24 protein-coding genes are annotated in these 21,432 nt (G+C 65.1%); 10 read left to right on the forward strand and 14 right to left on the reverse strand.

The annotated features are described in order from the left end of the window. Nucleotides 1-23: 23 nt before the first annotated feature. From AC1RUR_RS27240 to fliL, 6 genes are all read right to left on the reverse strand, one after another. Entirely contained in the window at nt 24-260 is a 237-nt protein-coding gene (locus AC1RUR_RS27240; protein ID WP_492849729.1) for a hypothetical protein, read from the reverse strand. Between the two features lie 79 nt (nt 261-339). Continuing rightward, complete coding sequence (locus AC1RUR_RS27245) at nt 340-4,113, reverse strand: tetratricopeptide repeat protein (RefSeq protein WP_492849731.1); 3,774 nt, start codon at nt 4,111-4,113, stop codon at nt 340-342. Between the two features lie 102 nt (nt 4,114-4,215). Continuing rightward, nucleotides 4,216-4,977, reverse strand: coding sequence for a MotE family protein (locus tag AC1RUR_RS27250; RefSeq protein WP_492849733.1), 762 nt, complete (start codon nt 4,975-4,977; stop codon nt 4,216-4,218). Nucleotides 4,978-4,986: 9 nt separating this feature from the next. Beyond that, entirely contained in the window at nt 4,987-5,433 is a 447-nt protein-coding gene (locus tag AC1RUR_RS27255) for a DUF6468 domain-containing protein (protein WP_492849735.1), read from the reverse strand. Beyond that, a complete protein-coding gene (fliM, locus tag AC1RUR_RS27260) occupies nt 5,430-6,632 on the reverse strand; it encodes a flagellar motor switch protein FliM (protein WP_492849737.1) in 1,203 nt (400 codons plus the stop codon). The genes AC1RUR_RS27255 and fliM overlap by 4 nt, the downstream gene beginning before the upstream one ends. A gap of 30 nt (nt 6,633-6,662) precedes the next feature. Then, nucleotides 6,663-7,163, reverse strand: a complete 501-nt coding sequence (gene fliL / locus AC1RUR_RS27265; protein ID WP_492849739.1) for a flagellar basal body-associated protein FliL — start codon at nt 7,161-7,163, stop codon at nt 6,663-6,665. Nucleotides 7,164-7,548: 385 nt separating this feature from the next. Between fliL and flgF the strand changes: the two genes are divergently transcribed. Genes flgF through flgH form a run of 4 tightly spaced genes read left to right on the forward strand, consistent with a single transcriptional unit; the run spans nt 7,549 to nt 11,051 of the window. Beyond that, a complete protein-coding gene (gene flgF, locus AC1RUR_RS27270) occupies nt 7,549-8,310 on the forward strand; it encodes a flagellar basal-body rod protein FlgF (protein ID WP_492849741.1) in 762 nt (253 codons plus the stop codon). A 16-nt stretch (nt 8,311-8,326) separates the two neighbouring features. Continuing rightward, complete coding sequence (flgG, locus tag AC1RUR_RS27275) at nt 8,327-9,115, forward strand: flagellar basal-body rod protein FlgG (protein WP_492849743.1); 789 nt, start codon at nt 8,327-8,329, stop codon at nt 9,113-9,115. Between the two features lie 10 nt (nt 9,116-9,125). Next, nucleotides 9,126-10,280 carry a flagellar basal body P-ring formation chaperone FlgA gene (gene flgA / locus AC1RUR_RS27280; RefSeq protein ID WP_492849745.1) on the forward strand — a complete coding sequence of 385 codons (1,155 nt, stop codon included), beginning with the start codon at nt 9,126-9,128 and terminating at the stop codon, nt 10,278-10,280. A gap of 3 nt (nt 10,281-10,283) precedes the next feature. Continuing rightward, nucleotides 10,284-11,051 carry a flagellar basal body L-ring protein FlgH gene (flgH, locus tag AC1RUR_RS27285; protein WP_492849747.1) on the forward strand — a complete coding sequence of 256 codons (768 nt, stop codon included), beginning with the start codon at nt 10,284-10,286 and terminating at the stop codon, nt 11,049-11,051. A 236-nt stretch (nt 11,052-11,287) separates the two neighbouring features. Here flgH and AC1RUR_RS27290 read toward each other — a convergent pair whose 3' ends face one another. The 4 genes from AC1RUR_RS27290 to AC1RUR_RS27305 all read right to left on the reverse strand — a co-directional run bounded on the left by AC1RUR_RS27290 (nt 11,288) and on the right by AC1RUR_RS27305 (nt 14,700). Continuing rightward, nucleotides 11,288-11,608: a helix-turn-helix domain-containing protein gene (locus tag AC1RUR_RS27290; RefSeq protein WP_492849749.1), complete on the reverse strand. Its 321-nt coding sequence runs from the start codon at nt 11,606-11,608 to the stop codon at nt 11,288-11,290. After that, nucleotides 11,598-11,978, reverse strand: a complete 381-nt coding sequence (locus AC1RUR_RS27295; protein WP_492849751.1) for a type II toxin-antitoxin system RelE/ParE family toxin — start codon at nt 11,976-11,978, stop codon at nt 11,598-11,600. Before AC1RUR_RS27295 ends, AC1RUR_RS27290 begins: the two co-directional genes overlap by 11 nt. A gap of 817 nt (nt 11,979-12,795) precedes the next feature. Next, nucleotides 12,796-13,575 (reverse strand): 2-keto-4-pentenoate hydratase, encoded by a 780-nt coding sequence (locus AC1RUR_RS27300; protein ID WP_492849753.1) that lies wholly within the window; start codon nt 13,573-13,575, stop codon nt 12,796-12,798. A gap of 96 nt (nt 13,576-13,671) precedes the next feature. Then, on the reverse strand, nt 13,672-14,700 hold the full coding sequence (locus AC1RUR_RS27305) for an SDR family oxidoreductase (RefSeq protein ID WP_492849755.1): 1,029 nt from the start codon (nt 14,698-14,700) through the stop codon (nt 13,672-13,674). Nucleotides 14,701-14,793: 93 nt separating this feature from the next. On the opposite strand from AC1RUR_RS27305, the gene AC1RUR_RS27310 reads away from it, so the two are divergent. Then, nucleotides 14,794-15,192 carry a winged helix-turn-helix transcriptional regulator gene (locus AC1RUR_RS27310; RefSeq protein ID WP_492849757.1) on the forward strand — a complete coding sequence of 133 codons (399 nt, stop codon included), beginning with the start codon at nt 14,794-14,796 and terminating at the stop codon, nt 15,190-15,192. A 282-nt stretch (nt 15,193-15,474) separates the two neighbouring features. On the opposite strand, the gene dksA is transcribed toward AC1RUR_RS27310, so the two are convergent. Then, the gene (gene dksA, locus AC1RUR_RS27315; RefSeq protein ID WP_008142458.1) at nt 15,475-15,840 is read right to left on the reverse strand and encodes an RNA polymerase-binding protein DksA; all 366 of its coding nucleotides are present in this window, start codon (nt 15,838-15,840) and stop codon (nt 15,475-15,477) included. 213 nt (nt 15,841-16,053) lie between these two features. Next, nucleotides 16,054-16,665: an NAD(P)-dependent oxidoreductase gene (locus AC1RUR_RS27320; RefSeq protein ID WP_492849759.1), complete on the reverse strand. Its 612-nt coding sequence runs from the start codon at nt 16,663-16,665 to the stop codon at nt 16,054-16,056. Nucleotides 16,666-16,828: 163 nt separating this feature from the next. On the opposite strand from AC1RUR_RS27320, the gene AC1RUR_RS27325 reads away from it, so the two are divergent. Continuing rightward, a complete protein-coding gene (locus tag AC1RUR_RS27325) occupies nt 16,829-17,200 on the forward strand; it encodes a winged helix-turn-helix transcriptional regulator (RefSeq protein ID WP_492849761.1) in 372 nt (123 codons plus the stop codon). A gap of 182 nt (nt 17,201-17,382) precedes the next feature. Here AC1RUR_RS27325 and AC1RUR_RS27330 read toward each other — a convergent pair whose 3' ends face one another. Then, the gene (locus AC1RUR_RS27330; RefSeq protein ID WP_492822161.1) at nt 17,383-17,796 is read right to left on the reverse strand and encodes a flagellar assembly protein FliX; all 414 of its coding nucleotides are present in this window, start codon (nt 17,794-17,796) and stop codon (nt 17,383-17,385) included. 271 nt (nt 17,797-18,067) lie between these two features. Here AC1RUR_RS27330 and AC1RUR_RS27335 point away from each other — a divergent pair, with 271 nt between their 5' ends. From AC1RUR_RS27335 to AC1RUR_RS27350, 4 genes are all read left to right on the forward strand, one after another. Continuing rightward, nucleotides 18,068-19,192, forward strand: a complete 1,125-nt coding sequence (locus tag AC1RUR_RS27335) for a flagellar basal body P-ring protein FlgI (RefSeq protein ID WP_492849762.1) — start codon at nt 18,068-18,070, stop codon at nt 19,190-19,192. Next, nucleotides 19,192-19,560: a flagellar assembly peptidoglycan hydrolase FlgJ gene (flgJ, locus tag AC1RUR_RS27340; RefSeq protein WP_492849764.1), complete on the forward strand. Its 369-nt coding sequence runs from the start codon at nt 19,192-19,194 to the stop codon at nt 19,558-19,560. The genes AC1RUR_RS27335 and flgJ overlap by 1 nt, the downstream gene beginning before the upstream one ends. Nucleotides 19,561-19,571: 11 nt before the next feature. After that, the gene (locus AC1RUR_RS27345) at nt 19,572-20,069 is read left to right on the forward strand and encodes a hypothetical protein (RefSeq protein ID WP_492849766.1); all 498 of its coding nucleotides are present in this window, start codon (nt 19,572-19,574) and stop codon (nt 20,067-20,069) included. Between the two features lie 159 nt (nt 20,070-20,228). Beyond that, nucleotides 20,229-20,588 carry a hypothetical protein gene (locus AC1RUR_RS27350; protein WP_492849768.1) on the forward strand — a complete coding sequence of 120 codons (360 nt, stop codon included), beginning with the start codon at nt 20,229-20,231 and terminating at the stop codon, nt 20,586-20,588. A 239-nt stretch (nt 20,589-20,827) separates the two neighbouring features. Here AC1RUR_RS27350 and flaF read toward each other — a convergent pair whose 3' ends face one another. Further along, complete coding sequence (flaF, locus tag AC1RUR_RS27355) at nt 20,828-21,196, reverse strand: flagellar biosynthesis regulator FlaF (RefSeq protein WP_008554779.1); 369 nt, start codon at nt 21,194-21,196, stop codon at nt 20,828-20,830. Between the last annotated feature and the right edge of the window lie 236 nt (nt 21,197-21,432).

Raw genomic sequence — 21,432 nt, forward strand, 5'->3', positions numbered from 1 at the left:
GCACGCTTCGCGCGGAACGCCCCCTACCCCTTCACGTCATACTGCCTGCTGAGGTGATCGCCGATCTGCACCAGCATGGCCACGCTTTCGGGGAAGCCGGGCCGGTCTCGCGTGGCCTGATCGGCGTCGGCGCGGAACTCCCAGCTGTCGCCGTCGCGGATGATCGAGATGACGAGGCCGTCGGGACCGTCGGCATGAACCTTCAACTCGGCCCTTGCCATCGCGATCAGTTCGGCTTCGGTCTTGGCAGACTTGCTCATATTCCTCTCCCGGCATGAAGATGCTTCAGGTTGCCGCCCCGGCGGGCACCTGTCGAGAGGTCCAGAAGTAGCAGGGTTCCTACCGCGTCATCTTGATCTGGCGCACGGCGGGGATCTTCGGCAGCGAGCCGGTGTGCTCGGCCTCGTCCTTGGCCTGCGGCGAGGCCGGGGCGCGGGCGGTGGCGTCGGGGAAGCGCTGCTTCATCTCGCGCAGGAAGCCGTCGAGCGTATCGACGCTGGCGGCCAGCTTGGCGATCTCGGCGAATTCGGCGCTGGAGGCCGCGGCCGGCTTGCTGGCGATGTCGAAGGCGAGACGGTCGGCGCTCTCGCTCATCAGCGGCGCGTATTTCTCGCGAAAGCGCGACAGGCCGATCGAATCGTCGGCGAGTGCATAGCCGACGGCGGCGCGGATGATGTCGCTCTTCTCCACTGCATTGAGCGGCTTGAAGTCGCGGAAGCGCTCGCCGTAATAGAGCTCGATCTGCTCGGCGGACTCGCGCCAGCGCCGCGCCGCCCAGAAGATGTCGGAGCGCAGGCGGAGCACCTCGCGTCCGGAGACGTTGGAGACGATGTCGAGCGCGAGATCGTGACGGCCGACGTCGCTCTGGGCCCGCGCCTCCAGCAGCAGACGCTGCTGCCTGAGTTCGCCCGACAGATCGCTGATGCGGCTCGCGCGCAGCGCCGAGATCGCCATGTCCGGCCTGCGGTTGGCGAGATAGATCATGGAAAGACGCGCGGCGACCTGCGCGCGCGCGGCACCTTCGAGGCGGTGGTCGACCTGGTATTGCAGGAGCTCGGCCGCCTGGTCGAGCAGGTCGATCGAGGCGAGACGGTCGGCCAGACGCCGGATCAGCTCGTCGCCGCGGCGGCCGATCGGCGTCAGTTCGCGGAATTCGTAGAACATCCCGAGCGCCTCGACCGGCGGCAGTTCGTCACCCTTGGGACCCAGGAAGATCTGCGTGAACAGATCGGAGGCGAGGTCCTGTGCCTGGCGCGAGGCTTCCGCATTCGGCTGCAGCTTCGTCGCGGTGCGCGCGGCCGTGAGCGCGTCCCGATAGCGCCCGTTCTCGGCATACATCTGCGAGAGCATCTGGAGCGTCTTGACCTCGATCGCGTCGCCGCGCCAGGTCATCGAGAGCGTCTCGAGCTCGCGCAGCGCGTCTCCCTTGCTGATCTCATCCCGCTTCTGCCGGAGCGCGATCTCGAGCTGCTTGGCCTCGGCCGCGGCCGGCCGGTCGCTGGAGGCGACCGCGAACTTGTAGTCGTCGAGCGCATCCTTGTCGTGGCCGAGCGCCTCGGCGAGCCTGCCGCGCAGCACGGCGAAGCCGGGCGCAGCCTCGGGCGATACGCCGACGATCTCGAGCTCGCTGCGCCGCTTGGATGCGCCGGCATAGTCCTTCACCTCGAGAGAGGCGCGCATCGCGTCCATCGTCACGATGCGCTGGATGTCGAGCGGCAGCGAGGCGATGGCGAATTCGACGTTCTTGAACCTCTCGCGGGCGTCCGCCCATTTGCCCTGGCGCGCATAGGCGAGCGCCTTCCAGAGCTGGGAATCGTGGCTGTTGCCGATCACGGGATTGGCGAGGTCCTTCAGGCCCTGCGCCGGCCGGCCGATCAGGATGCTCGCGATCGCGTGCATGATCAGCGCGCCGCTCTCCTCCTTGTTGAGCGGATCGGTCAGCATCAATTCGGTCACGGCCTTGGCCTCGTGATACATCGCGCGCGACATGTAGAACTGCGCGAGGTCGAGCCGCGGCAGCGAGCGCAGCGCCGGCTCGACGGCCGAGATCGCTGCGATCAGGTCGCTCTGGCGCGTCCAGAAGTTCTCCGACTGTCCCTTGCGCCAGCCATCGGGGCTGAAGATCGGGCGCACCGCGGTCGGCGCGCGCTCGGCGGAGATGTCGACCGGCGACAGCGTCAGTCCGCCCTTCTTGCCGAGAATGACCTTGTCGGATCCGACCTCGACGCCGACCTCGTCGGAGTTCGGGCGGATCGCGATGCCGTGCGCGGACTCCAGCAGCGAGAGATCGACGAGGTCCTGCCGCTTGATGAAGCCGCGCACCGGCCGCTGCGCGGTGACGACATAGAGCATGTCGCCGGCATCGGGATCGGTGAGCTTGTGCAGCAGGCCCGGATTGGCGAAGGGGATCGCGATGTTGGCGAGCGCGGGATCGGTGATGTTGCGCGACATCATCAGCGGCAACGGCGTCGCCTGGATCTTGTCGGCGAGCGTCAGGAGCCAGTTGGTCTCCTTGCCGACCTCCTCGCTGGTCAGCGAGTAGACCAGCGGCCGGGTGAGACGGATGCGTACCGCCTGCCCCTTGTCGAGCGGGATGCGGCCGACTTCGCCGATCATCGCGCCGCCTTTGGTGCGGATCGCCTCGACGTCGATCGGCTTCGGCGTATCGAACACTAGCCAGATGGTGTCGCCGCGGCGGAACGCCGCCGCAGGCGTTGCGACCTGAAGCGGGAACGTTATGCGCAAGCCGTCGCTGTCGCGGCGCGCATCGACGCTTGGTGCGGCCGGCTGCGGCGCGGCCGGCGCCTCGGCGGGCGCGGCCTTGACGGATTCCTTGGCGGACGGCTCCTGCGCCGCCTGCTTCACGACCTCCTTGGGCGCTTCGGCCATTGCGGGCTTGGCGGGCGCAGCCGGAGCCTCGGCAACAGGCGGGGTGGACTTCGGGGCCTCCTTGAGCGCTTCCGCAGCGCGCGCAGCCTCAGCCGCGGGAGCCGGCGCGGCCTTCGGCGCTTCGGCGGCGGGCATCGCGGCGGGCGCTTCGGGCTTGATATCGATCCTGGCTTCGCGCGCGATCGTCTCGGAGGTTGGCGGCACGATCTCGCGTTGGGCCTCCTTCTTCTCGGCCGCCGGCTTGTCCGCAGCCGGTGCCGGTCCATGGCCTTGGTTGACAGGACCTTGGCTGGCAGGACCTTGGCTGGCAGGACCTTGGCTGGCAGGCTTGGCCTGCGCGATCGCTGCCTCGGGCGTCGCGGCCGCCTTGCCCTTGTCCGGCTGGAAGGAGACGTCGACGACGTAGTTCTTCTCGTCGCGGAAGGAGTGCACGTCGGAATCGCCGATCAGCGCGATCTCGACATTGGTCTGGTCGATATCGGCCTTCTGCTTGATCGAGGCGACGTTCGGCGGCGCGGCGACGATCGCGTCGGCGAGGTCGAAACTGAGGTTGGCGTTGAAGGCGAGCGTGAGCTTCTGCTCGTTGAGCACCGAGGACACGCCGACACCGTCGGGCATCTCGAACACGAAGCGCACGAAGGTCGGCTGCACCGAGGCGCGCACACGGATCTGCGGGCGCTTCTTGGTCTCGGCCGCGGCGCGCTGGGCGCGCAGCGCACGTTCAGCGACACGCGCGCGCTCGGCGAGTTCCTTGACCACGTCCATGGGCAGACTGGGCGGCGGTCCCTTCCAGCCGTCCGGCAACAGGTCGATGAAGGTGCGCTCGCCGGCATTCATGGTGTTGACCGTGACGCGCCGCGCCAGCGACAGGCGGATGGCACCACCGTCGGGATCGCGGCGGGCGGAGTTGACGTAGTCGGGCGCGCCTTCCGGAACGCGGTCGACGGGAACGTCGACCGGCCGGTCGAAGCGGATGATCAGGATGGAGCCGGCCGTCGTCACCTCGGAGGGAACGTCCTCGCCAAGCTTGATGACGAGACGGGCAAAGCCGCCGCCGGCCGAGAAGGTCGCCTCGCCCCGGACCGTATCGGCGGCCCGGACCGGCGCACCGAAGCCGATCAGCAGACAGGCCGCCACCAGCGGCGCCGTGCGGACATGACGCGACAGCCCCCGCGCCAAAGCGCGGGCTCGCGACCACAATCCATCGGCAGCCTTCTGCGCCATTGGCGGCATGTCTTCCGTTTCGACGGCCCACGCCGGCACTGCTGCCGGCCCATGCCGTCGATTGTAGGTTTTGCCAATTAAGGGCTTCTTAAGTATGAGCCCTCAATTCGGCTTTTGCGTCGGCTTGCCGTCGATCTTGGGCAGATCCCCGGCTGCGGCGGACTGATCCCCGCCGCCATTGGCCCGGCGGGCCATTTCGACCGTCAGGCGCTCGGCAGCCTCCGGCGACATCACGCCCATGATGTCCGACATCTTTCGCGGCGCGATCGCCGAGGCGATCTCGATCAGCACGCCCATCTCGAGCCGGTCGAACACCCGCGCGGCGTCCTTCGGCTTCATGCCCTCATACATGGTGACGAGGCCCTTCATGCGCTGGGCTTCGGCGGCCTTCTGCTCGGCCTGGGTGGTGGAGATGCGGGATTCCACCGCCTTCATCTCCTCGACCTTGTTCTCGATGCGCTTCTCGGCCGATTTCAGCAGGCTCTCGCGGATGTCGATCTCGCGCTGGCGGGCCTCGATCTCCTGGCGGCGCGACTGCAGACGCTCGAGGATCGCGCGCTCCGAGGCCGAGACCTGCGGCTGGGCCTCCTCGACCTTGACCACGGTGCCTTCGGGCTTGGTCTCGGGCGCGGCCGGCTTCGGCGCCTCCTTCGGCGCGCCATGGGTCGAGCCGGTGATGTCGGGGTCTTCCCGTCCCGACGGAAAGTTCAGGTTCTCCTGCGCCCAGGATTTCTTGGCCTGGTTCGGCTTGTAGTCGAACACATAGCCGCCATTGATCACGAGGCCCGCGACCTTGAGCGTGGCAAGACCTGCGACGGCAATCAGGACGACCGGAATGACGCGGATGTTACGAAAAGATTTCATACCCTGACTTCATGCGGCAAGGCCGTTGGATCGTCGGCGCTCGGAGAAGGCTTCGGCTGCGGCCGCCACCGCCTTCGCGGACGAGGGCTTGGCCACGGGCACGGCAACCGTTTCCGGACTGGTCACCGGGCGCGCGGCGATCGCGATCTTGGACAGGCGCCGCACCACGTTGTCGGCTTCGCCCAGCTGCTTGTAGAGCTGGTCCGACATCTGGGTCGCCGCCGCAAGCTGGCTGCCGAGGTTCTCGTTGACGTCGCGCACGGCGAGCTTCAGCCCGCCGATCGCGCGCTCGGCGATCTCGGTCGCGGTGATCAGCTCGGCGATGACGGCCTTCAGCGAATGCTCGTCCGCCTTCAGCCGCGTCAGCCGCTTGTTCAGCAGGATACAGTAGCCGATCGTGAGCATCAGCAAGACAGCCACCAGCGTCTCGATCGCCATTCCAAGGGAGTGGTTCATGGGGCCTCCATCATCTTGTTCTGCTCGTCCACCTTCTCGAACATCGCAAGTGTCGTACTTGGCTTGCGCAAGGGTTTCGTCACGCGGATCGCGACGCGGTCGCCGACCCGGCCCATGCGCCCTTCGGTGATCGTGACGTCGCCGCAGCGCACGGTCACGTTGGCGTCCGCGCGCATGTCGAGCGGCAGGGTGTCGCCGACCTTGAGCCGCATCAGCTGCTTGAGCGGGATATCGGCCTCGTAGAGCACGGCATCGACGGCGATCTCGGCCTGGCCGATCTCGGTGGCGAAATGGCCTTCCCAGACCGGGTCGCGGCCGAACTTTTCGCCCATGAACATCTGGAGCAGGACGCCCCGGATCGGCTCGATGGTGGCATAGGGCAGCAACAGCTCGATGTTGCCGCCGCGATCTTCCATGTCGATGCGCAGGCGCACCAGGATGGCGGCATTGGCGGGACGGCTGATCGCGGCGAAACGCGGGTTGGTCTCGAGCCGGTCGATCGTGAAGGTCACCGGCGACAGCGGCCGGAACGCCTGCTCGGCATCGGCCAGCACCACCTCGACCAGCCGCTTGACCAGCTCGGTCTCGATCGTCGTGTAGGGACGGCCCTCGATGCGGAGCTGGCTCGAGCCGCGGCGGCCGCCGAGCAGTACGTCGATCATCGAGTAGATCAAGCTGGAATCGACCGTCGCCATGCCGAAATTGTCCCACTCCTCGGCCTTGAACACCGAGAGCACGGCCGGCAGCGGGATCGAGTTCATGTAGTCGCCGAAGCGCACCGAGGTGATGCGGTCGAGCGAGACTTCCACGTTATCGGAGGTGAAATTGCGCAACGAGGTCGTCAAGAGCCGCACCAGGCGGTCGAAGACGATTTCGAGCATCGGCAGACGCTCGTAGGAGACCATCGCCGAATCGATGATCGCGCGAATGCCGCTGTGGTCGTCGAGCGTGACGTCGCCGACGGTGAAGCCGAGGAGATTGTCGATCTCCTCCTGCGACAGCACCCGCTCGCCGGAATTCTTGCCGGCGCCGAGATCGCGGCTGCCGTCCTCGACCATGGCCGCCCATTGCAGGGCCATGGTCTCCGATAGTTCGTTTTCGGCAGCGGCCTTTGCCGCCTCCGCGGGATCCTCGGAATCGAGCGATGCCTCCCATTGGGCGGCAATCGCATCCTGGTCCATCTGCTCGTTGCCGGCCATGACGCTAGCCCGTTACCTTCCGCAGCATCCTCACTGGATGACGACTTCCTTGAACAGCACCGCGCTGACCTGGACCGGCGCGACCGCCGCGTTGACGCGCTTGGTCAGCTCTTCCTTGAGGCGGAAGATGCCGGCGGAGCCGTTGAGGTCGGAGGAGCGCAGCTCGCGCACATAGGTCTGGAAGATGTCGGTGACGCGCGGCATCGCCGGCTTGATCGCCTCGATCTGCTTCTCTTCCTTCAGCTCCAGCACGATCTTCAGCTTCAGATATTGCACGCGCTCGCCCGGCGCGCCGGCGAGGTTGACCATCATGTCGGGCACCTCGACGAAGGACGGCGGCTTCGGCGGGGGCGCGGCCTCGGCATGATGCTCGTCGTCGCCGTGACGGAAGAAGAAGAACCAGGTCGCAGCACCGCCGCCGAGGACGGCGAGCAGGCCGACGGCCATGATGATGAGCTTGAGCTTGTTCTTCGGGGGAGCGGCTTCTGCGCCCTCAGCGGCTGCGCCGCCTTCCGCTTCATTCTCTGCCATGGTCGCCCGGCTCGCTCATCTCTTGAAGGTGTCGAAAGAGCGAAGCCCCCTGGCAGACAATGACGCGATACAAATGCCCCAGCGCAATGCGCTCCTCTTGCACGCAAACGCTACGGTAATAATGGTTAACGGAACCTTTCGATTGGGCCTCCACTAGGAAAAATCTGCCGGGCAAACATGGCTAACAGAACCTTTCTGCCGCCCTCCCGCGCCCTCGAAAAATCGTCAAGACATTGATATTAAACAACTATCTACGTTGGCACGGCTTTCGCTGAGAAAGGACCGAGACCGAAGGGTTTGGGAGAACCTGACGGCCTCGATCACGGGGTCCGCCAAGGCGCTTGGGAGAGCGAGGTGGCAGATCTCACTCAGGGGAGATCTTCCGATGCAGAACGCGCTTCTGATCGGCTTGTCACGGCAGATGACGTTGGAGCGGCAGATGGATGTCATCGCCAACAACGTCGCCAATGCCAACACCAACGGCTTCAAGTCCGACCATTCGCTGTTCGAGGAGTATCTCAACTCGAACGCGCGTGAGGACAATTTCATCGGATCCGACCGCCGGGTCTCCTATGTGCAGGACCGCGGCACCTTCCGCGACGTCGGCCAGGGGCCGATGGAGGCGACCAACAACCCGCTCGACATGGCGATCGACGGCAACGCCTTCTTCGCGGTGCAGGCCAACGGCGCCGAGCGCTACACCCGCGACGGCAAATTCTCGCTCAGCAGCACCGGCCAGCTCGTCACCTCCGACGGCAACCTGGTGCTCGGCACCGGCGGCCCGATCACCTTCCAGCCGACCGACCACGACATCAACATCGCGCCCGACGGCACCGTCACGGTGCTCGAGGGCACGGCCAAGACCGACTCGATCCGCGGCAAGATCCGCATGGCCTCGTTCGACGATCCGGCCCGGCTGACCAAGCTCGGCGCCAACCTCTACAGCGCCGGCTCCGCGACCCAGCAGGCCGACACCAAGTCCGTGGTGCGCCAGGGCTACATCGAGAAGTCGAACGTGAACTCGGTCGGCGAGATGAGCCGCATGGTCGAAGTCATGCGCAGCTACACCGCCATCGCCAATCTGCTCCAGCAGCAGAGCGACCTCCACAAATCGGCGATCGAGAAGCTCGCCGACGTTCCGGCCTGATTAGGGGATCACTGACATGCAAGCGCTCCACACCGCTGCGACCGGAATGGCGGCCCAGGAACTCAACGTCCAGGTCATTTCCAACAACATCGCGAACCTGCGCACCACCGGCTTCAAGAAGCAGACCGCGGCGTTCCAGGACCTGATCTACGAGCACGTCCGCCGCGTCGGCGCGCAGGCCTCGGACCAGGGCACCATCCTGCCTGTCGGCGTCGACATCGGCGGCGGCGTCAAGACCGTCGGCACGCCGCGCAGCATGACGCAGGGCACGCTGTCGCAGACCGGCAACGATCTCGACCTCGCGATGTCGGGCGAAGGCTTCTTCAAGATCCTGATGCCCGACGGCACCTACCAGTACACCCGCGACGGCACCTTCCAGATGGACAATCAGGGTCGCGTCGTCACCGCGCAGGGCAATCCGGTGCAGCCGACCATCACCATCCCGAACAACGCGTCCGGCATCACCGTGAGCGAGCAGGGCCAAGTCTCGGTGACGCTGCCGGGCTCCTCGACTTCCTCGATCGTCGGCCAGATCGGCGTGACGCGCTTCATCAACAAGGCGGGCCTCCAGCCGGTCGGCAGCAACCAGTTCACCGAGACCCCGTCGTCCGGCGCGCCGCAGGACGGCACCGCGAACTCCGAAGGCTACGGCAAGATCACGCAGGGCAGCCTGGAGCAGGCCAATGTCGACGTCGTCTCGGAGATGAGCGACCTGATCGCCGCGCAGCGCGCCTACGAGATGAACGCCAAGGTCATCAGCGCCGCCGACCAGATGATGCAATCGACCACGGCGCTGTTCCGCTGAGGCAATGACGATGATCCGCACCACCCTCGCCACGATCTCCGCTCTGCTGCTGCTGGCGCTGCCGGCGCAGGCCGCCGACGATTTCATCGCGGCGCCGACGCTGCGCGCCAGCGTCACCGTGACCTCGGACGTGGTGCGGGTCGGCGATCTCATCGACAATGCCGGCTCGGCCGCGCTGATCCCGGTCTACCGCTCGCCCGATCTCGGCACCACCGGCGCTCTGCCGGTCGCGCAAGTCCTGTCGGTGTTGCGCGCAAAGCAGGTGATCGGCGTGATGACCGGCGACATCAAGGAAGTCCAGGTCACCCGCCTCGCCCGCACGCTCGTCAACAAGGACCTCGAAAACGCGGTGGCTTCCGCGCTCGAGCGCCGCTTCGGCCTTGGCGATGCCGCCAACATCACCGTCACCTTCGACCGCGGCGTCGCCGACATGCGGCTGGACGCCTCCAACACCGGCGCGCTGCAGCCGGTCGCAACCCGCTACGATGCGCGCAGCGGCCGTTTCGACATCGCCTTCGAGATCAACAACGACAGCAATCCGGCGCCGACCAAGCTGCGCTTCACCGGCACCGCGATCGAGACGGTGGAAGTGGCGGTGCTGACGCGCGACATCGACCGCGCCGACCTCCTGAAATCCTCCGACGTCGCGCTGGAGCGCCGGCCGAAGGCCGAAGTCACCGGCGAGCCCGCCTCGCGCGACCGCACCGTCGGGATGCAGCTGCGCCGGCCGATGCGGGCGGGCACGCCGATCCGTGTCGCCGACATCGTCAAGCCCGACTTCGTGCAGCGCGACCAGAACGTCACCATCATCTACCAGGTGCCCGGCCTCTACCTCACCACGCGCGGCAAGGCGATCGAGAGCGGCGCCGAGGGCGACACCGTCAGCGTGCTCAACCTGCAATCCAAGCGCACGCTGACCGGGATAGTCACCGGCCGCGGCCAGATCACGGTCCTGGGCGCGAGCCAGTCCAGCCCGATGGCGCCGGCGGTCGAGCAGACCTCTTCGCTCAAGCGCGACGAGGTGCCCGCCCCCGTCAACACTGATGCCCTCGTCCGGAGCCTGGTCCAGGCCCCCGCGTCGCCGGCGCAAGCCGCTCAAGCTCAAGTCGCACAAGCCCAGATCCCGCAAGTTCGCGCCTCGCAAGCTCCAGCCAAGTCAGAGTAACTCATGTCCACGTTCAGTTCGGCTTTCCGTTTCCGTCGCATCGCGATCTCTGGCCTGCTGCTGGCAACTTGCGCGCTCGCAAGCGGCTGCTCCTCGATCGACCGTCTGTCGCAGATCGGCGAGCAGCCGAAGATGTCCGCGATCGACAATCCGACGACGCAGCCCGGCTACAAGCCGGTGCAGATGCCGATGCCGAAGCCGGAAGTCGCCTCCTACAATCCGAACTCGCTGTGGCGCAGCGGCAGCCGCGCCTTCTTCAAGGACCAGCGCGCCCACCAGATCGGCGACCTCCTCACCGTCACCGTGAACATCACCGACAAGGCGAACCTCTCCAACGAAACCCAGCGCAGCCGCACCAATTCGGAAGACTCTGGCATCACCGACTTCATCGGCGCCAAGACGCTCGGCGCTCAGGCCCAGAAGGTGCTGCCCGGCCGCATACTGACCGCCGACTCCAGCGCTTCCAGCGACGGCAAGGGCTCGGTCAACCGCACGGAAGCCTTGCAGACCAACGTCGCCGCTGTGGTCACGCAAGTGCTGCCGAACGGCAACCTCGTGGTCGAAGGCAAGCAGGAGATCCGCGTCAATTACGAGATCCGCGAGCTCGTGGTCGCCGGCATCGTCCGTCCCGAAGACATCCAGAGCGACAACACCATCGATTCCACCAAGATCGCACAGGCCCGCATCGCCTATGGCGGCCGCGGCCAGATCATGGACGTGCAGCAGCCGCGCTACGGCCAGCAAGTCATGGACGTCCTGCTGCCCTTCTAAGCTTCTTCAAGAGCTCCCACATCGTGTTCGCGAACCTAGGCGCGAGCGACGATGTACTACGCGGCCTCCGGTAGCTCCCCTGCCGGAGGCCGCATGTATTTTGCGGTGGTGCGAGCACGGGCCGCGAGCTGCGGCTCAGGTCCGCGCAATCGTAACGACGCGGCCGCACCGAACTCCGACATTGCGAGCGCAGCGAAGCAGTCCAGAAATGCGCCCGCGGAAAGACTCTCGGTCGTTCAGGCAACTGCTTCCCGCGACGACGCGCGCCGCGGCTTCTGACGAACGATCAAATCGACCTTGTAATCCAGCCGATCCAGACAACGCACCATACGTTCGATCGAGAACTTGCCGACACGCCCGGTGACGAGGCTGGAAACGTCCGGCTGCTTCAAACCCAGCAGAGTTGCGGCCTTTGCCTGAGTGAGTTTCCGACGCTTGAGAATATCTCGAATTTCGCGAACGAGCTTGGCCTTGAGCAGTTCTTCCTCGGGATTGGCAAAGCCGAGATCGGCAAACACATTATCGCTGCCGACCGTGATGCTCTTGTCATCGCTCATCTGCGATCCTCTTGCCGTAATTCTCATGGTAGTGAGCCTCCGCGAGATTCAAACGCCTCTTGATGAGATCGACGTGATGCCTGGGCGTCTCGATCCCTCTCTTCGACTTCTTCTGAAAAGCATGCAGGACATAGACCATGCCTGCAAAGCGAACCGTGTAGACCGCCCTGAAGGTATCGCCGTCGAAGTCGTCAACCACTTCGAGTACGCTCCGCCCGCCAAATCCTTTCAACGCCTTGACGCGCGGATGCTCCAAACCGTTCTGCGCATCGTCGATCGCAAATCCCATGACGCGGCGAACCTCGTCCGGGAATGCCCGCAGATCCTCCAGCGACGAGCCAATCCAGATTGTCGGCTTGCGACCGGGCATTTCCCACTCCATGAGTTATAGTAGTTTTGCTATCAAAATTCAATCCGCGCCGGCAATTTTCAGTTTCAGAATTTTCGGATTTTAGAAATTCCTGTTGACACGATCCGATCACCTCATTATGTTCCCGTTTCGTTCCATTCCACAAGAGGGCGTATCGCGATCGTCACGGAACGCGGGATGGAATGCGGTGGCCGCGACGGCGTCGGCGCGCGAGGTTGGCTGCAGGGCGGGAAACCGTGAGCAGCACGCTCGCGCGGTACGACACGGCGCTGACAGCGTCTTCGCATGATCTCGACGGTGAGCGCACGCCAGCCGTGGAGAGCCCAGCGAGGATGTGCGCGGACGGAGAAGTCGTGTGGTCCTGACGTCCGGGGTCTGTGCGTCAAGTCTTGCGGTGATGCGGCGATCCAACCGGACACGCACATCAGCCATCCGCAAGGCGACGGGGGCAATAGTGCATCGCTCCCCGGGGAGAGCACGAAGGACACCGTGAAAACCATCGCGCAGGGAAGGCCGGGCGACCGGTTCACCTGTTGTCCACCCCGTGCGCGTTCTCCAGCACACGCGGGACTGCGGGTGCCAGCCGGCGCCCGGCCTTCCCTGCGCCTTCTTGATCTTCAGGAGGGGCGGATGATTGCAAAACTCGGGCAGAAGATGCCGCGAGGATGTGAGGGTGTGTCTGCGATTGCGATGTGATTTGAAAGAACGAGGTAGCTCCTCACACTCCGTCATTGCGAGCGTAGCGAAGCAATCCAGACTGCCGCCGCGGAAAGATTCTGGATTGCTTCGCTACGCTCGCAATGACAGCGGAGAGAGCTCACTTGAACTCCGCCTCCACCACGCCCAGCCCGTCCAGCTCCATCCGCACCTTGTCGCCGGCATTCAGCCACAGCGTCTTCACCAGGCTCCCCGTCAACACGAGCTGTCCCGCATGCAGCCCCTTGCCCTCGGCGGCGAGATGGTTGGCGAGCCAGGCGAGTGCGTTGTGGGGATGGCCGAGCACGTCGGCGCCGGTGCCATGGCTGACCTCCTCGCCGTTGACGATGGCGCGGCCCTTGACCGATTTCAGATCCGGCACCGACGAGCGCGGCACGGACGGGCCCAGCACGCAGCCGGCGGCGAAGAAGTCGTCGGCGATCAGCGTCGGTGCGCCCATCGTCTCCCACTTCACGTAGCGGTCGTCGACGATCTCGATCGCGGGATGATAGGCCTCGACGGCCTCGCCGACCCATTCGGCCGTGAACGGCGCCTCGCCGGCGGCAAGGTCACGCTTCAGCCGCACCGCGATCTCGCATTCGACGCCGACCCGGACATATTTGGAAGCGGCGAGCTTCACCCCGCTGTCGTGCACGCCCTTCTGGAACACGCCGCCGCCGCAGGGATGCGGGATGCCGATGTACTCCTGCATCACCTGGCTGGTGCAGCCGATCTTGTAGCCGACGAGTGGGCCGACATGCGGCAGCAGGAGGTCGTGCAGCGCGCGCTGGACCTGGTAGCCCTCGGCCTCGTCGGCCGGTGGAACCTCGAGCGCGGCAAGCGGCGCATGGTTGCGGCGCGCCAGCGCGATCGCCTTTGCGGCTTCGAGAATGTTGTCCATCGGCGCCGCCTCCCACGCTACGCGATCATACGCGGCAGTGGAGCATCCCCGCCCAAACCTGACAAGCTGCCTGACAAGCGCGGGCGGCGAGTGACCTCACGCCTTGACCAGGCCGAGCCGGATCAGGCTCTCGGCCGTCGCGAGGATCGCCTCATCATTGGAACGCGGCTGCCAGCCCAGCATCGATCGCGCCTTGGCGCTGGTGGAATGCCGCACCCTTCCGAGCATCGGCACCACCGCGCGCAGCAGCGGAATCCGGTTGGCGGCGAGCCGCACCAGCCAGTCCGGGGCCTGCAATCGAGGAACCCGGCGCGCCCTTGGCCCGAGTTCCCGCCGCAGCACCCTGCCGATGTCCAGGATCGACAGCGCTTCGCCCGAGACGGCGATGAAGCGCTCGCCCTTGGCCTCCGGCGCAGTCATCGCCCGCAGATGCAGATCGGCGACGTCGCGCACGTCGACCACGCCGAAATAGACCCGCGGCACCGCCGGCATGGCGCCGTCGAGCAGCGATTTGACGATCTCGATCGAGCCGGAGAAGTCCGGCCCCAGCACGGGACCGAAAATGCCGGCGGGATTGACCACCGACAGCTCCATCGCGCCGCCCTCGCCTGCGACGAAATCCCAGGCCGCCCGCTCGGCCAGCGTCTTGGACTTGATATAGGGCTGCACGTCGGTGCCGCCGAGATTGGTCCAGTCGGTCTCGTCGAACGGTTTTGCCCGGGGCGGATGGCCGTAGCCGATCGCCCCCAGCGACGAGGTGATGACGACGCGCCTGACGCCGGCCTCGCGCGCGGCGCGGAGCACCCGGAGCGTACCGTCGCGGGCCGGGATGATCATCTCGTTCTCGTCCTTGGGAACAGTGGTCGAGAGCGGCGAGGCGACGTGGAGAACGTAGTCGCAGCCCGCGACGGCCTCACGCCACCCCTCGTCCCGGACGAGGTCGGCGATGAAGAAGGCCAGGTCCTCCGGCGAAGCCGCCCCGCCCTCGTGCAGCATGGCCAGCACGTCGGCCTGTCGCTCCGGCCGGCGCACCGTCGTCCGCACCGTATGGCCGGCGGCCAGAAGTTGCAGGATGACGTGGATGCCGACGAAGCCCGACCCGCCGGTGACCAGAACAGTGCTCATTGCCAAATTCCCTCGTTGCACGGGCCGGCGAATTGGTCCGCCAAGCCCTGCTCAGGGGCGCATCTGGTCACTATCTCCCGGGGAGCAAGTAGAATGGATTTCGAGACCGGTATGGAAAACCTGACAAGCGTTTGCGACGACGACTGCGATTGCAGCCCCGACCCGGCCCTGCTCGCCGACTTCAAGCGGGCCATCCATGCCCTCGGCGGCAAGTGGAAGCTGGAGATCCTGTTCGCTCTGATGAACGGTGCGGTTCGCTTCGGCGCGCTGCGGCGCTCGATCGGCGGCATCACCCAGCACATGCTGACCATGCAATTGCGCGAGCTCGAGCAGGACGGACTGGTGTCACGGACCGTCCTGGTGGAGAAGCCGTTGCGGGTGGAGTACGAGCTGACGGATGCGGCCTACGGCCTGTTGCCGGCGTTTAAGGAAATATTGAGCTGGTCGAGGCTTTATGGGGATGCGCGCCTCGTGGCGTCGCAGCAGGCCTGATTGCAGCGCTGCTTGATGCAGCTGGATCGGTGTCTCAGCATTCCAGTCGATGTCGTTGATGCGACTCGCAAAACCTCCCGCACCTGAAGTGAAGGCTGCTTCTCATCCGAACTCACGTGAGCTCGGAAGAACCGAGTCTAGCCCATTGATCACGATTCACTTTTCGCGATTCCGCTCGCGCGCTGAAGCGCGCGGCGGCAAGCGCCGGGCAAAATGCTGATCGCGGCGCGAAATGGCGCCTTGCGTCCAAAAACAAAGAGCCGCATCGCTGCGGCTCTGTCTCTATTCGTCGCGGTAGACCTTCTCGCGTTTCTCGTGGCGCTCCTGCGCTTCCACCGAGAGCGTCGCGATGGGCCGGGCCTCGAGCCGCTTCAACGAGATCGGCTCGCCGGTGTCCTCGCAATAGCCGTAGGTGTTGTCCTCGATACGCTGGAGCGCGGCGTCGATCTTGGCGATCAACTTGCGCTGGCGGTCGCGGGCGCGGAGTTCGATGGCGCGGTCGGTTTCGGACGATGCCCGATCGGCGAGATCGGGGTGGTTCACGTTCTCCTCCTGCAGGGCTTGCAGGGTGAGCTTGGACTCTTTGAGGATCTCATCCTTCCAGGCGAGGAGCTTCATACGGAAGTACTCCTTCTGCCGGTCGTTCATGAAAGGCTCTTTTTCGGTCGGTCGGTAGTTTTTCAACTTTTCCAAGGGCGGCCTATCTGTCTAAGCAACGACTCGCAACGGAAACAGGGTCCGTTAAGCCGGGCTTATATAGCGACGCCCTGTGACAGACAATATTTCCCTGATCGCCCGGGTGGCGCCCCCAAGCCCTTGCACAGGAAGGTTTATCCTGGAGGGCTCGGGAGCGCCGAAGGCCTAGTAGCCGACCGTGAAACGCTGCTTCAGATGGGCCGGCCGCTCGATCTCGTCGGCCAGTGCAACGGCGTAATCGGCAAAGCTGATCCAGCTTTTCCCGCTCGCATCTGCGAGAAGCTGATCGGTCCCGAGCCGGAACTTGCCCGTGCGCTCACCCTCGACGAACAGCGCCGATGGCGAGATGAAGGTCCAGTTCAGGTCCTTTTCCTGCCGCAGCAGGTCGAGAAAGGCAGAACCCGCCTCCGCCTCGGCCTTGTATTGGGCCGGAAAACCGGGGGTTGTGACCAACTTGACGCCGGGAGCGACCTCCAGGCTGCCGGCTCCGCCGACGACGAGGTAACGGCCAACCTTGGCATCCTTGGCCGCGCCGATCAGCTTGTGCGCGTCGCTGGCCAGGAAGTGCACGGAACTCACGGCGACGTCGTGCCCGGCCCACAGCTTGGCGAGGCCCGCCTGGTCGAGCACGTCGCCCTTGGTGGGCGTGACGTTCGGCAGGGCCGCGATCTTCTCGGGGTTCCGGGCGATGGCCGTGACGCTATGGCCGCGGCGGGACAGTTCCTTGGTGATCTCCGACCCGGCCCGCCCCGAGGCGCCGGCGACTGCGATTTTCATGGAAGGCTCCTTTGCTTCTGTGGTAACTAACAGGTACTAGATATCGCAAAGGGTGCTAGTGTTAAGAGAGCACTTTGTGCTTACCTGATTACGCAGGAGTAACCCACGCGCGTCACCGGTGGCGCGCCGACAAGCGAACCGAACGGATGGTGAGGACCCGACGATGAAGCCAGACGTCTATGCAGCGAACTGCCCCACCCGCCAGATCCTCGACCGCGTCGGCGACAAATGGGCGGTGCTGATCCTGTTGCTGCTGCGCGAGGAGCCGATGCGCTTCAATCAGTTGCGCCGCACGATTGAAGGCATTTCGCAGAAGATGCTGAGCCAGGTTCTCAAATCACTCGAACGCGACGGCCTGATCAAACGCCGCGCCATCGCAACCGTGCCTGTCACGGTGGAATACTCCATCACACAGCTCGGGCTGACACTCGCCGCCGCCGTCGATCCCTTGCGCGATTGGGCCGAGCAGAATCTGAAAGACGTGCTCGCCGCCCAGCGCCGCTACGACGCGCAGAAGCAGGAGGAAGCGGCGTAGGGCCCTCTCTCAAACGTACGCGGCGCGCTCACACCAAATTCCGCTGTCATGCCCCGGCTTGACCGGGGCATCCAGTACGCCGCGGCTTCTCGGCTCAATTGCTGCTGTCTCTGGAATACTGGATCGCCCGCCCCAGTGCGCAAGTGCGCACAAGGCGGGCGATGACAGCTTGATATGCCTGACTACGCCTGCCCGGCCTTGGCGAGTTCGACCTCGACGCGCAGCTCGATCTCGGACAGCACGGAATCGAGACCGGGATCGCCCGAAGACGATTTCAGGTTCGCCGCAGCATCGCGCAGCCGCATCACGGTGGACGCGTCGAGATTGCCCGACAACAGCCCCATCTTGAGATCGTCGAGCACGTCGAGCGCGGTCTTGCCGCGGGCGACCGAGCGCTTGCGCCGCTCGACCGGATCCTCCTCGATGCCTTGCAGCGCGAGCAGCCCATCGATATTGGTGGCCGCCTTCGGCGCTGCGGCGCTCCGCGTCTCCTGTGCCGACGAGGTGTCAGGCAAGACGAAGGTGCCGGAGCTCGTCCGCTTGGCCTGGCTGGCCGGCGTTCCAAGCGTGGTGCCGTTCGGTCCGTAGATGCGCATCGGAAGCAATCCGGGTGATCGATGCCTCACCTTCGCTGTTTTATGGTTAACGACGCGTAAACAGCCCGGCAAAATCTGCCGACAGGCGGCAGTTTCGCTCCTCAGGGACAACGTCCGCTGACATCGGTCGAAACAGATTTATTCAACCTATTCAGCGATCTAACCCTGCTGCCCCGCGTTGGCACAGCCCTCGCAAGGAAAGCGTCGGACCAGCTCGTCATGGGAGTGTCGAGGATGGTCCATCGATTTGAGGAGCCTCGGGGAGCAGAGGATGCCAGGCGTTCGTTGGGTGAGGATTGTTGGAGTGGCCTGCGCCGCGCTGTCAGCGCTGGCGCTGTCGGTCACGTCCGTATGCGCGACCTCGCGCATCAAGGACCTCGCCAATATCGAAGGCGTGCGGCAGAACCAGCTGATCGGCTACGGCCTCGTGGTCGGCCTCAACGGCACCGGCGACACCCTCAACAACATCCCCTTCACCAAGCAGTCGCTGCAGGCGATGCTCGAGCGCATGGGCGTCAACATCCGCGGCGCCACCATCCGCACCGGCAACGTCGCCGCCGTGATGGTGACAGGCAATCTGCCGGCCTTCGCCACCCAGGGCACGCGCATGGACGTCACCGTCTCCGCGCTCGGCGACGCCAAGAACCTCCAGGGCGGCACCCTGCTCGTCACGCCCCTGCTCGGCGCCGACGGCAACGTCTATGCGGTGGCGCAGGGCTCGCTCGCGATCTCCGGCTTCCAGGCCGAGGGCGAGGCGGCGAAGATCGTGCGCGGCGTTCCGACCGTGGGGCGCATCGCCAACGGCGCCATCATCGAGCGCGAGATCGAGTTCGCGCTCAACCGGCTGCCGAACGTGCGGCTCGCGCTGCGTAACGCCGACTTCACCACCGCCAAGCGCATCGCGGCGGCCGTCAACGACTATCTCGGCGTCAAGACCGCCGAGCCGATCGATCCGTCGACGGTGCAGCTGTCGATCCCGCCCGAGTTCAAGGGCAACGTCGTCGCCTTCCTCACCGAGATCGAGCAGCTCCAGGTCGATCCCGATCTCGCCGCCAAGATCGTCATCGACGAGCGCAGCGGCATCATCGTGATGGGCCGCGACGTTCGCGTCGCCACCGTCGCGGTGGCGCAAGGCAACCTCACCGTCACGATCTCCGAAAGCCCTCAGGTGAGCCAGCCCAATCCGCTGTCCCGCGGGCGAACCGTGGTCGCGCCGCGCAGCAGCGTCAGCGTCACCGAGGACGGCAAGAAGCTCGCCCTCGTCAAGGATGGCGTCTCGCTCCAGCAGCTCGTCGACGGCCTCAACGGCCTCGGCATCGGCCCGCGCGACATGATCAGCATCCTCCAGGCCATCAAGGCCGCCGGCGCGATCGAAGCCGACATCGAGGTGATGTGATGCAGACGAGCATGATCAACACCCCGCGCGCCGCAACCTCCTCGGCCTTCTCGGTCGAGAGCCGCAACGGCCGGCCCGACTTCGAGCTCGCTGCCGCGCTGCAAAAGGTCTCGCCGCAGCAGCAGGCCAGGGCGCAGAAGACCGCCACCGATTTCGAGGCAATGTTCCTCAACAGCATGTTCTCGCAGATGACCTCGGGCCTGAAGGGCGAAGGTCCGTTCGGCGATACGCCGGGCACCGGCGTGTGGCGCTCGATGCTGACCGAGCAATATTCCAAGAACTTCGCCAAGGCCGGCGGCGTCGGCGTCGCCACCGAGGTCTACCGCACCCTCATCATGCAGCAGGCGAAAACCGTCCGCACGGCATAAGGTCAACCGACATGAACCAGTTCAACGCCTCACGTCAGCCGATGCAAGCGCAGCGCCCGAACACCGCGCCCGGCAGCGCCGAGGCGCGCAAGCTCGCCGAAGATCTGATGGACGCGATGAACGCCCTGCTCGACCTGATCGAGCGCGAGACCGAGCTCGTGCGCGCCGGCAAGGTCCGTGAGGCGATGACCCTCGAAAGCAGGAAGCAGGAACTGTCGCGAAACTATGTCGGCGCCGTCAGCCAGTTGAAGGCCAACCAGGCCCAGCTCGCGAAATCGGCGCCCGAGCTGCTCTCGACGCTGCATCGGCACCACGATGCGTTCCGCGCGATGCTCCAGGTCAATCTCACCGTGCTCGCGACCGCACACGCGGTCTCCGAGAGCGTTGTGCGCGGCGTCAATGCCGAGATCCAGAAGCGCAACGTGCCGAATACCTATACGGCCGCGGGACGCCGCGCCACTCCGGGCCCGCGCCACATCACGCCGCTCACGGTCAGCCGTTCGCTCTGAGCGCGCGCAGAAACAAGCGACAATTTTACGAAAAACCGCGCGGCGATATCGCCGCGCGGTTAGGCACGTTTCCTTACCGGGTCTTCAAACCTGGTGTTCCATGGTTGCGTATTGAGAGGGGTTGGGATTTGACTCGGACTAGGCAACCAGGAGGCTGCCATGAGTACAGATTTCAGCATCAGGCCGGTGGGGATACCGGCCCCTGCGCAGATCATAACGACGTCGAACGCGGCGGCGAACGAGGCTGTGCAAACCGATTTGCCGGTGAGCCAGACGGTCGCCGCGAGCGATACGAGCGCGCCTGTGCGCAGTGATTTGCCGAACAACGAGAATATCTCGCGGCAGGTCGTGTTCGACCAGGCAGCCGCATCCTTCGTCTTCCAGGTCGTCAATGACAGGACCGACGCCGTGGTCAATCAGTTCCCCGACGAAGCGATGCTGCGCCGGCGAGCTTATTTCCATGCAGAGGATCTGAAGTCCCAGCCCTCGCGTCCGCCCAATACGGACCTCAGCGCCTGACAATCAGGTTTCGCGCGTGGCCGCTGCGTTGTCGAGATAAGTCGAGCCGGTCGATGGACCGGCGACGACGTTTTTGATCTGGGCCTTGCCGACGTCAGTCAGCGAGAACTTGGTATTCCCGAAGCCGAACGAGCCGTCCCTGATCAGTACCTGCTGGTATTGCGAGGTATCGCCGCTCTGATCGTCAATTTGCGCGCGCCGTCGACGGAATACCCATCAGGCCCGCAACGACGCCCGCATCACGGCCGTCCGGACAGACCGGCAGCGATATTGCGATTGATCTCGATCAGCGGGCGGAAGTGATCGAACTGCGGGCTCATCTGGAGCGCCGCGGTCTGGCTCAGCACGAACACGCTGATGTTGGCGATCTTCTGGCGGACGTCGATCGGCTGCGGATTGTTGTCGCGCATCGCCTCGCTCAGGAAGATCGTCCAGAGCTTGCGATTGAACATCAGCGCCTGCATGGTCTGCTCGCTGAGTGGATCAGCGTTGTTCACCGCATCCTGGAGCTTGTTGGCGGCCTTGAGCAGCGTCTGCGCCTCGATGTCGCGAGGAGATGCAGTGGTCGTTGCAACACGCGCGTAAGCCGAGGCAGCGGAATTCGACATCAATCACACCCTTGGAGGTTACCTAGCCCGTTGAACGCGCTTAAGGATTTCTTTCCCAACCCTAGGCAGCACCGCTTAAGATTTGCTTACGTGTGCGCTTGGAAGCACTCCGGATTATTACGGGTCACGGAGTTCTTCGTCAGTGCAACGCTAGATGCACGCACGCACGCTGTAAACTTGCTTCGCGTGACGGGCATCAATCTCGGCTAATCCTGCCTTAGCGATCTCCGTAAAAA

The sequence above is a fragment of the Bradyrhizobium sp. GW821-FHT12B03 genome, from assembly GCF_058807535.1.

Bases quoted from the DNA above. Each gene is read 5' to 3' on its own strand.
- AC1RUR_RS27240 (WP_492849729.1), bottom strand. From the start codon at position 260: ATGAGCAAGTCTGCCAAGACCGAAGCCGAACTGATCGCGATGGCAAGG.
- AC1RUR_RS27245 (WP_492849731.1), bottom strand. From the start codon at position 4,113: ATGGCGCAGAAGGCTGCCGATGGATTGTGGTCGCGAGCCCGCGCTTTG.
- AC1RUR_RS27250 (WP_492849733.1), bottom strand. From the start codon at position 4,977: ATGAAATCTTTTCGTAACATCCGCGTCATTCCGGTCGTCCTGATTGCC.
- AC1RUR_RS27255 (WP_492849735.1), bottom strand. From the start codon at position 5,433: ATGAACCACTCCCTTGGAATGGCGATCGAGACGCTGGTGGCTGTCTTG.
- fliM (WP_492849737.1), bottom strand. From the start codon at position 6,632: ATGGCCGGCAACGAGCAGATGGACCAGGATGCGATTGCCGCCCAATGG.
- fliL (WP_492849739.1), bottom strand. From the start codon at position 7,163: ATGGCAGAGAATGAAGCGGAAGGCGGCGCAGCCGCTGAGGGCGCAGAA.
- flgF (WP_492849741.1), top strand. From the start codon at position 7,549: ATGCAGAACGCGCTTCTGATCGGCTTGTCACGGCAGATGACGTTGGAG.
- flgG (WP_492849743.1), top strand. From the start codon at position 8,327: ATGCAAGCGCTCCACACCGCTGCGACCGGAATGGCGGCCCAGGAACTC.
- flgA (WP_492849745.1), top strand. From the start codon at position 9,126: ATGATCCGCACCACCCTCGCCACGATCTCCGCTCTGCTGCTGCTGGCG.
- flgH (WP_492849747.1), top strand. From the start codon at position 10,284: ATGTCCACGTTCAGTTCGGCTTTCCGTTTCCGTCGCATCGCGATCTCT.
- AC1RUR_RS27290 (WP_492849749.1), bottom strand. From the start codon at position 11,608: ATGAGCGATGACAAGAGCATCACGGTCGGCAGCGATAATGTGTTTGCC.
- AC1RUR_RS27295 (WP_492849751.1), bottom strand. From the start codon at position 11,978: ATGCCCGGTCGCAAGCCGACAATCTGGATTGGCTCGTCGCTGGAGGAT.
- AC1RUR_RS27300 (WP_492849753.1), bottom strand. From the start codon at position 13,575: ATGGACAACATTCTCGAAGCCGCAAAGGCGATCGCGCTGGCGCGCCGC.
- AC1RUR_RS27305 (WP_492849755.1), bottom strand. From the start codon at position 14,700: ATGAGCACTGTTCTGGTCACCGGCGGGTCGGGCTTCGTCGGCATCCAC.
- AC1RUR_RS27310 (WP_492849757.1), top strand. From the start codon at position 14,794: ATGGATTTCGAGACCGGTATGGAAAACCTGACAAGCGTTTGCGACGAC.
- dksA (WP_008142458.1), bottom strand. From the start codon at position 15,840: ATGAACGACCGGCAGAAGGAGTACTTCCGTATGAAGCTCCTCGCCTGG.
- AC1RUR_RS27320 (WP_492849759.1), bottom strand. From the start codon at position 16,665: ATGAAAATCGCAGTCGCCGGCGCCTCGGGGCGGGCCGGGTCGGAGATC.
- AC1RUR_RS27325 (WP_492849761.1), top strand. From the start codon at position 16,829: ATGAAGCCAGACGTCTATGCAGCGAACTGCCCCACCCGCCAGATCCTC.
- AC1RUR_RS27330 (WP_492822161.1), bottom strand. From the start codon at position 17,796: ATGCGCATCTACGGACCGAACGGCACCACGCTTGGAACGCCGGCCAGC.
- AC1RUR_RS27335 (WP_492849762.1), top strand. From the start codon at position 18,068: ATGCCAGGCGTTCGTTGGGTGAGGATTGTTGGAGTGGCCTGCGCCGCG.
- flgJ (WP_492849764.1), top strand. From the start codon at position 19,192: ATGCAGACGAGCATGATCAACACCCCGCGCGCCGCAACCTCCTCGGCC.
- AC1RUR_RS27345 (WP_492849766.1), top strand. From the start codon at position 19,572: ATGAACCAGTTCAACGCCTCACGTCAGCCGATGCAAGCGCAGCGCCCG.
- AC1RUR_RS27350 (WP_492849768.1), top strand. From the start codon at position 20,229: ATGAGTACAGATTTCAGCATCAGGCCGGTGGGGATACCGGCCCCTGCG.
- flaF (WP_008554779.1), bottom strand. From the start codon at position 21,196: ATGTCGAATTCCGCTGCCTCGGCTTACGCGCGTGTTGCAACGACCACT.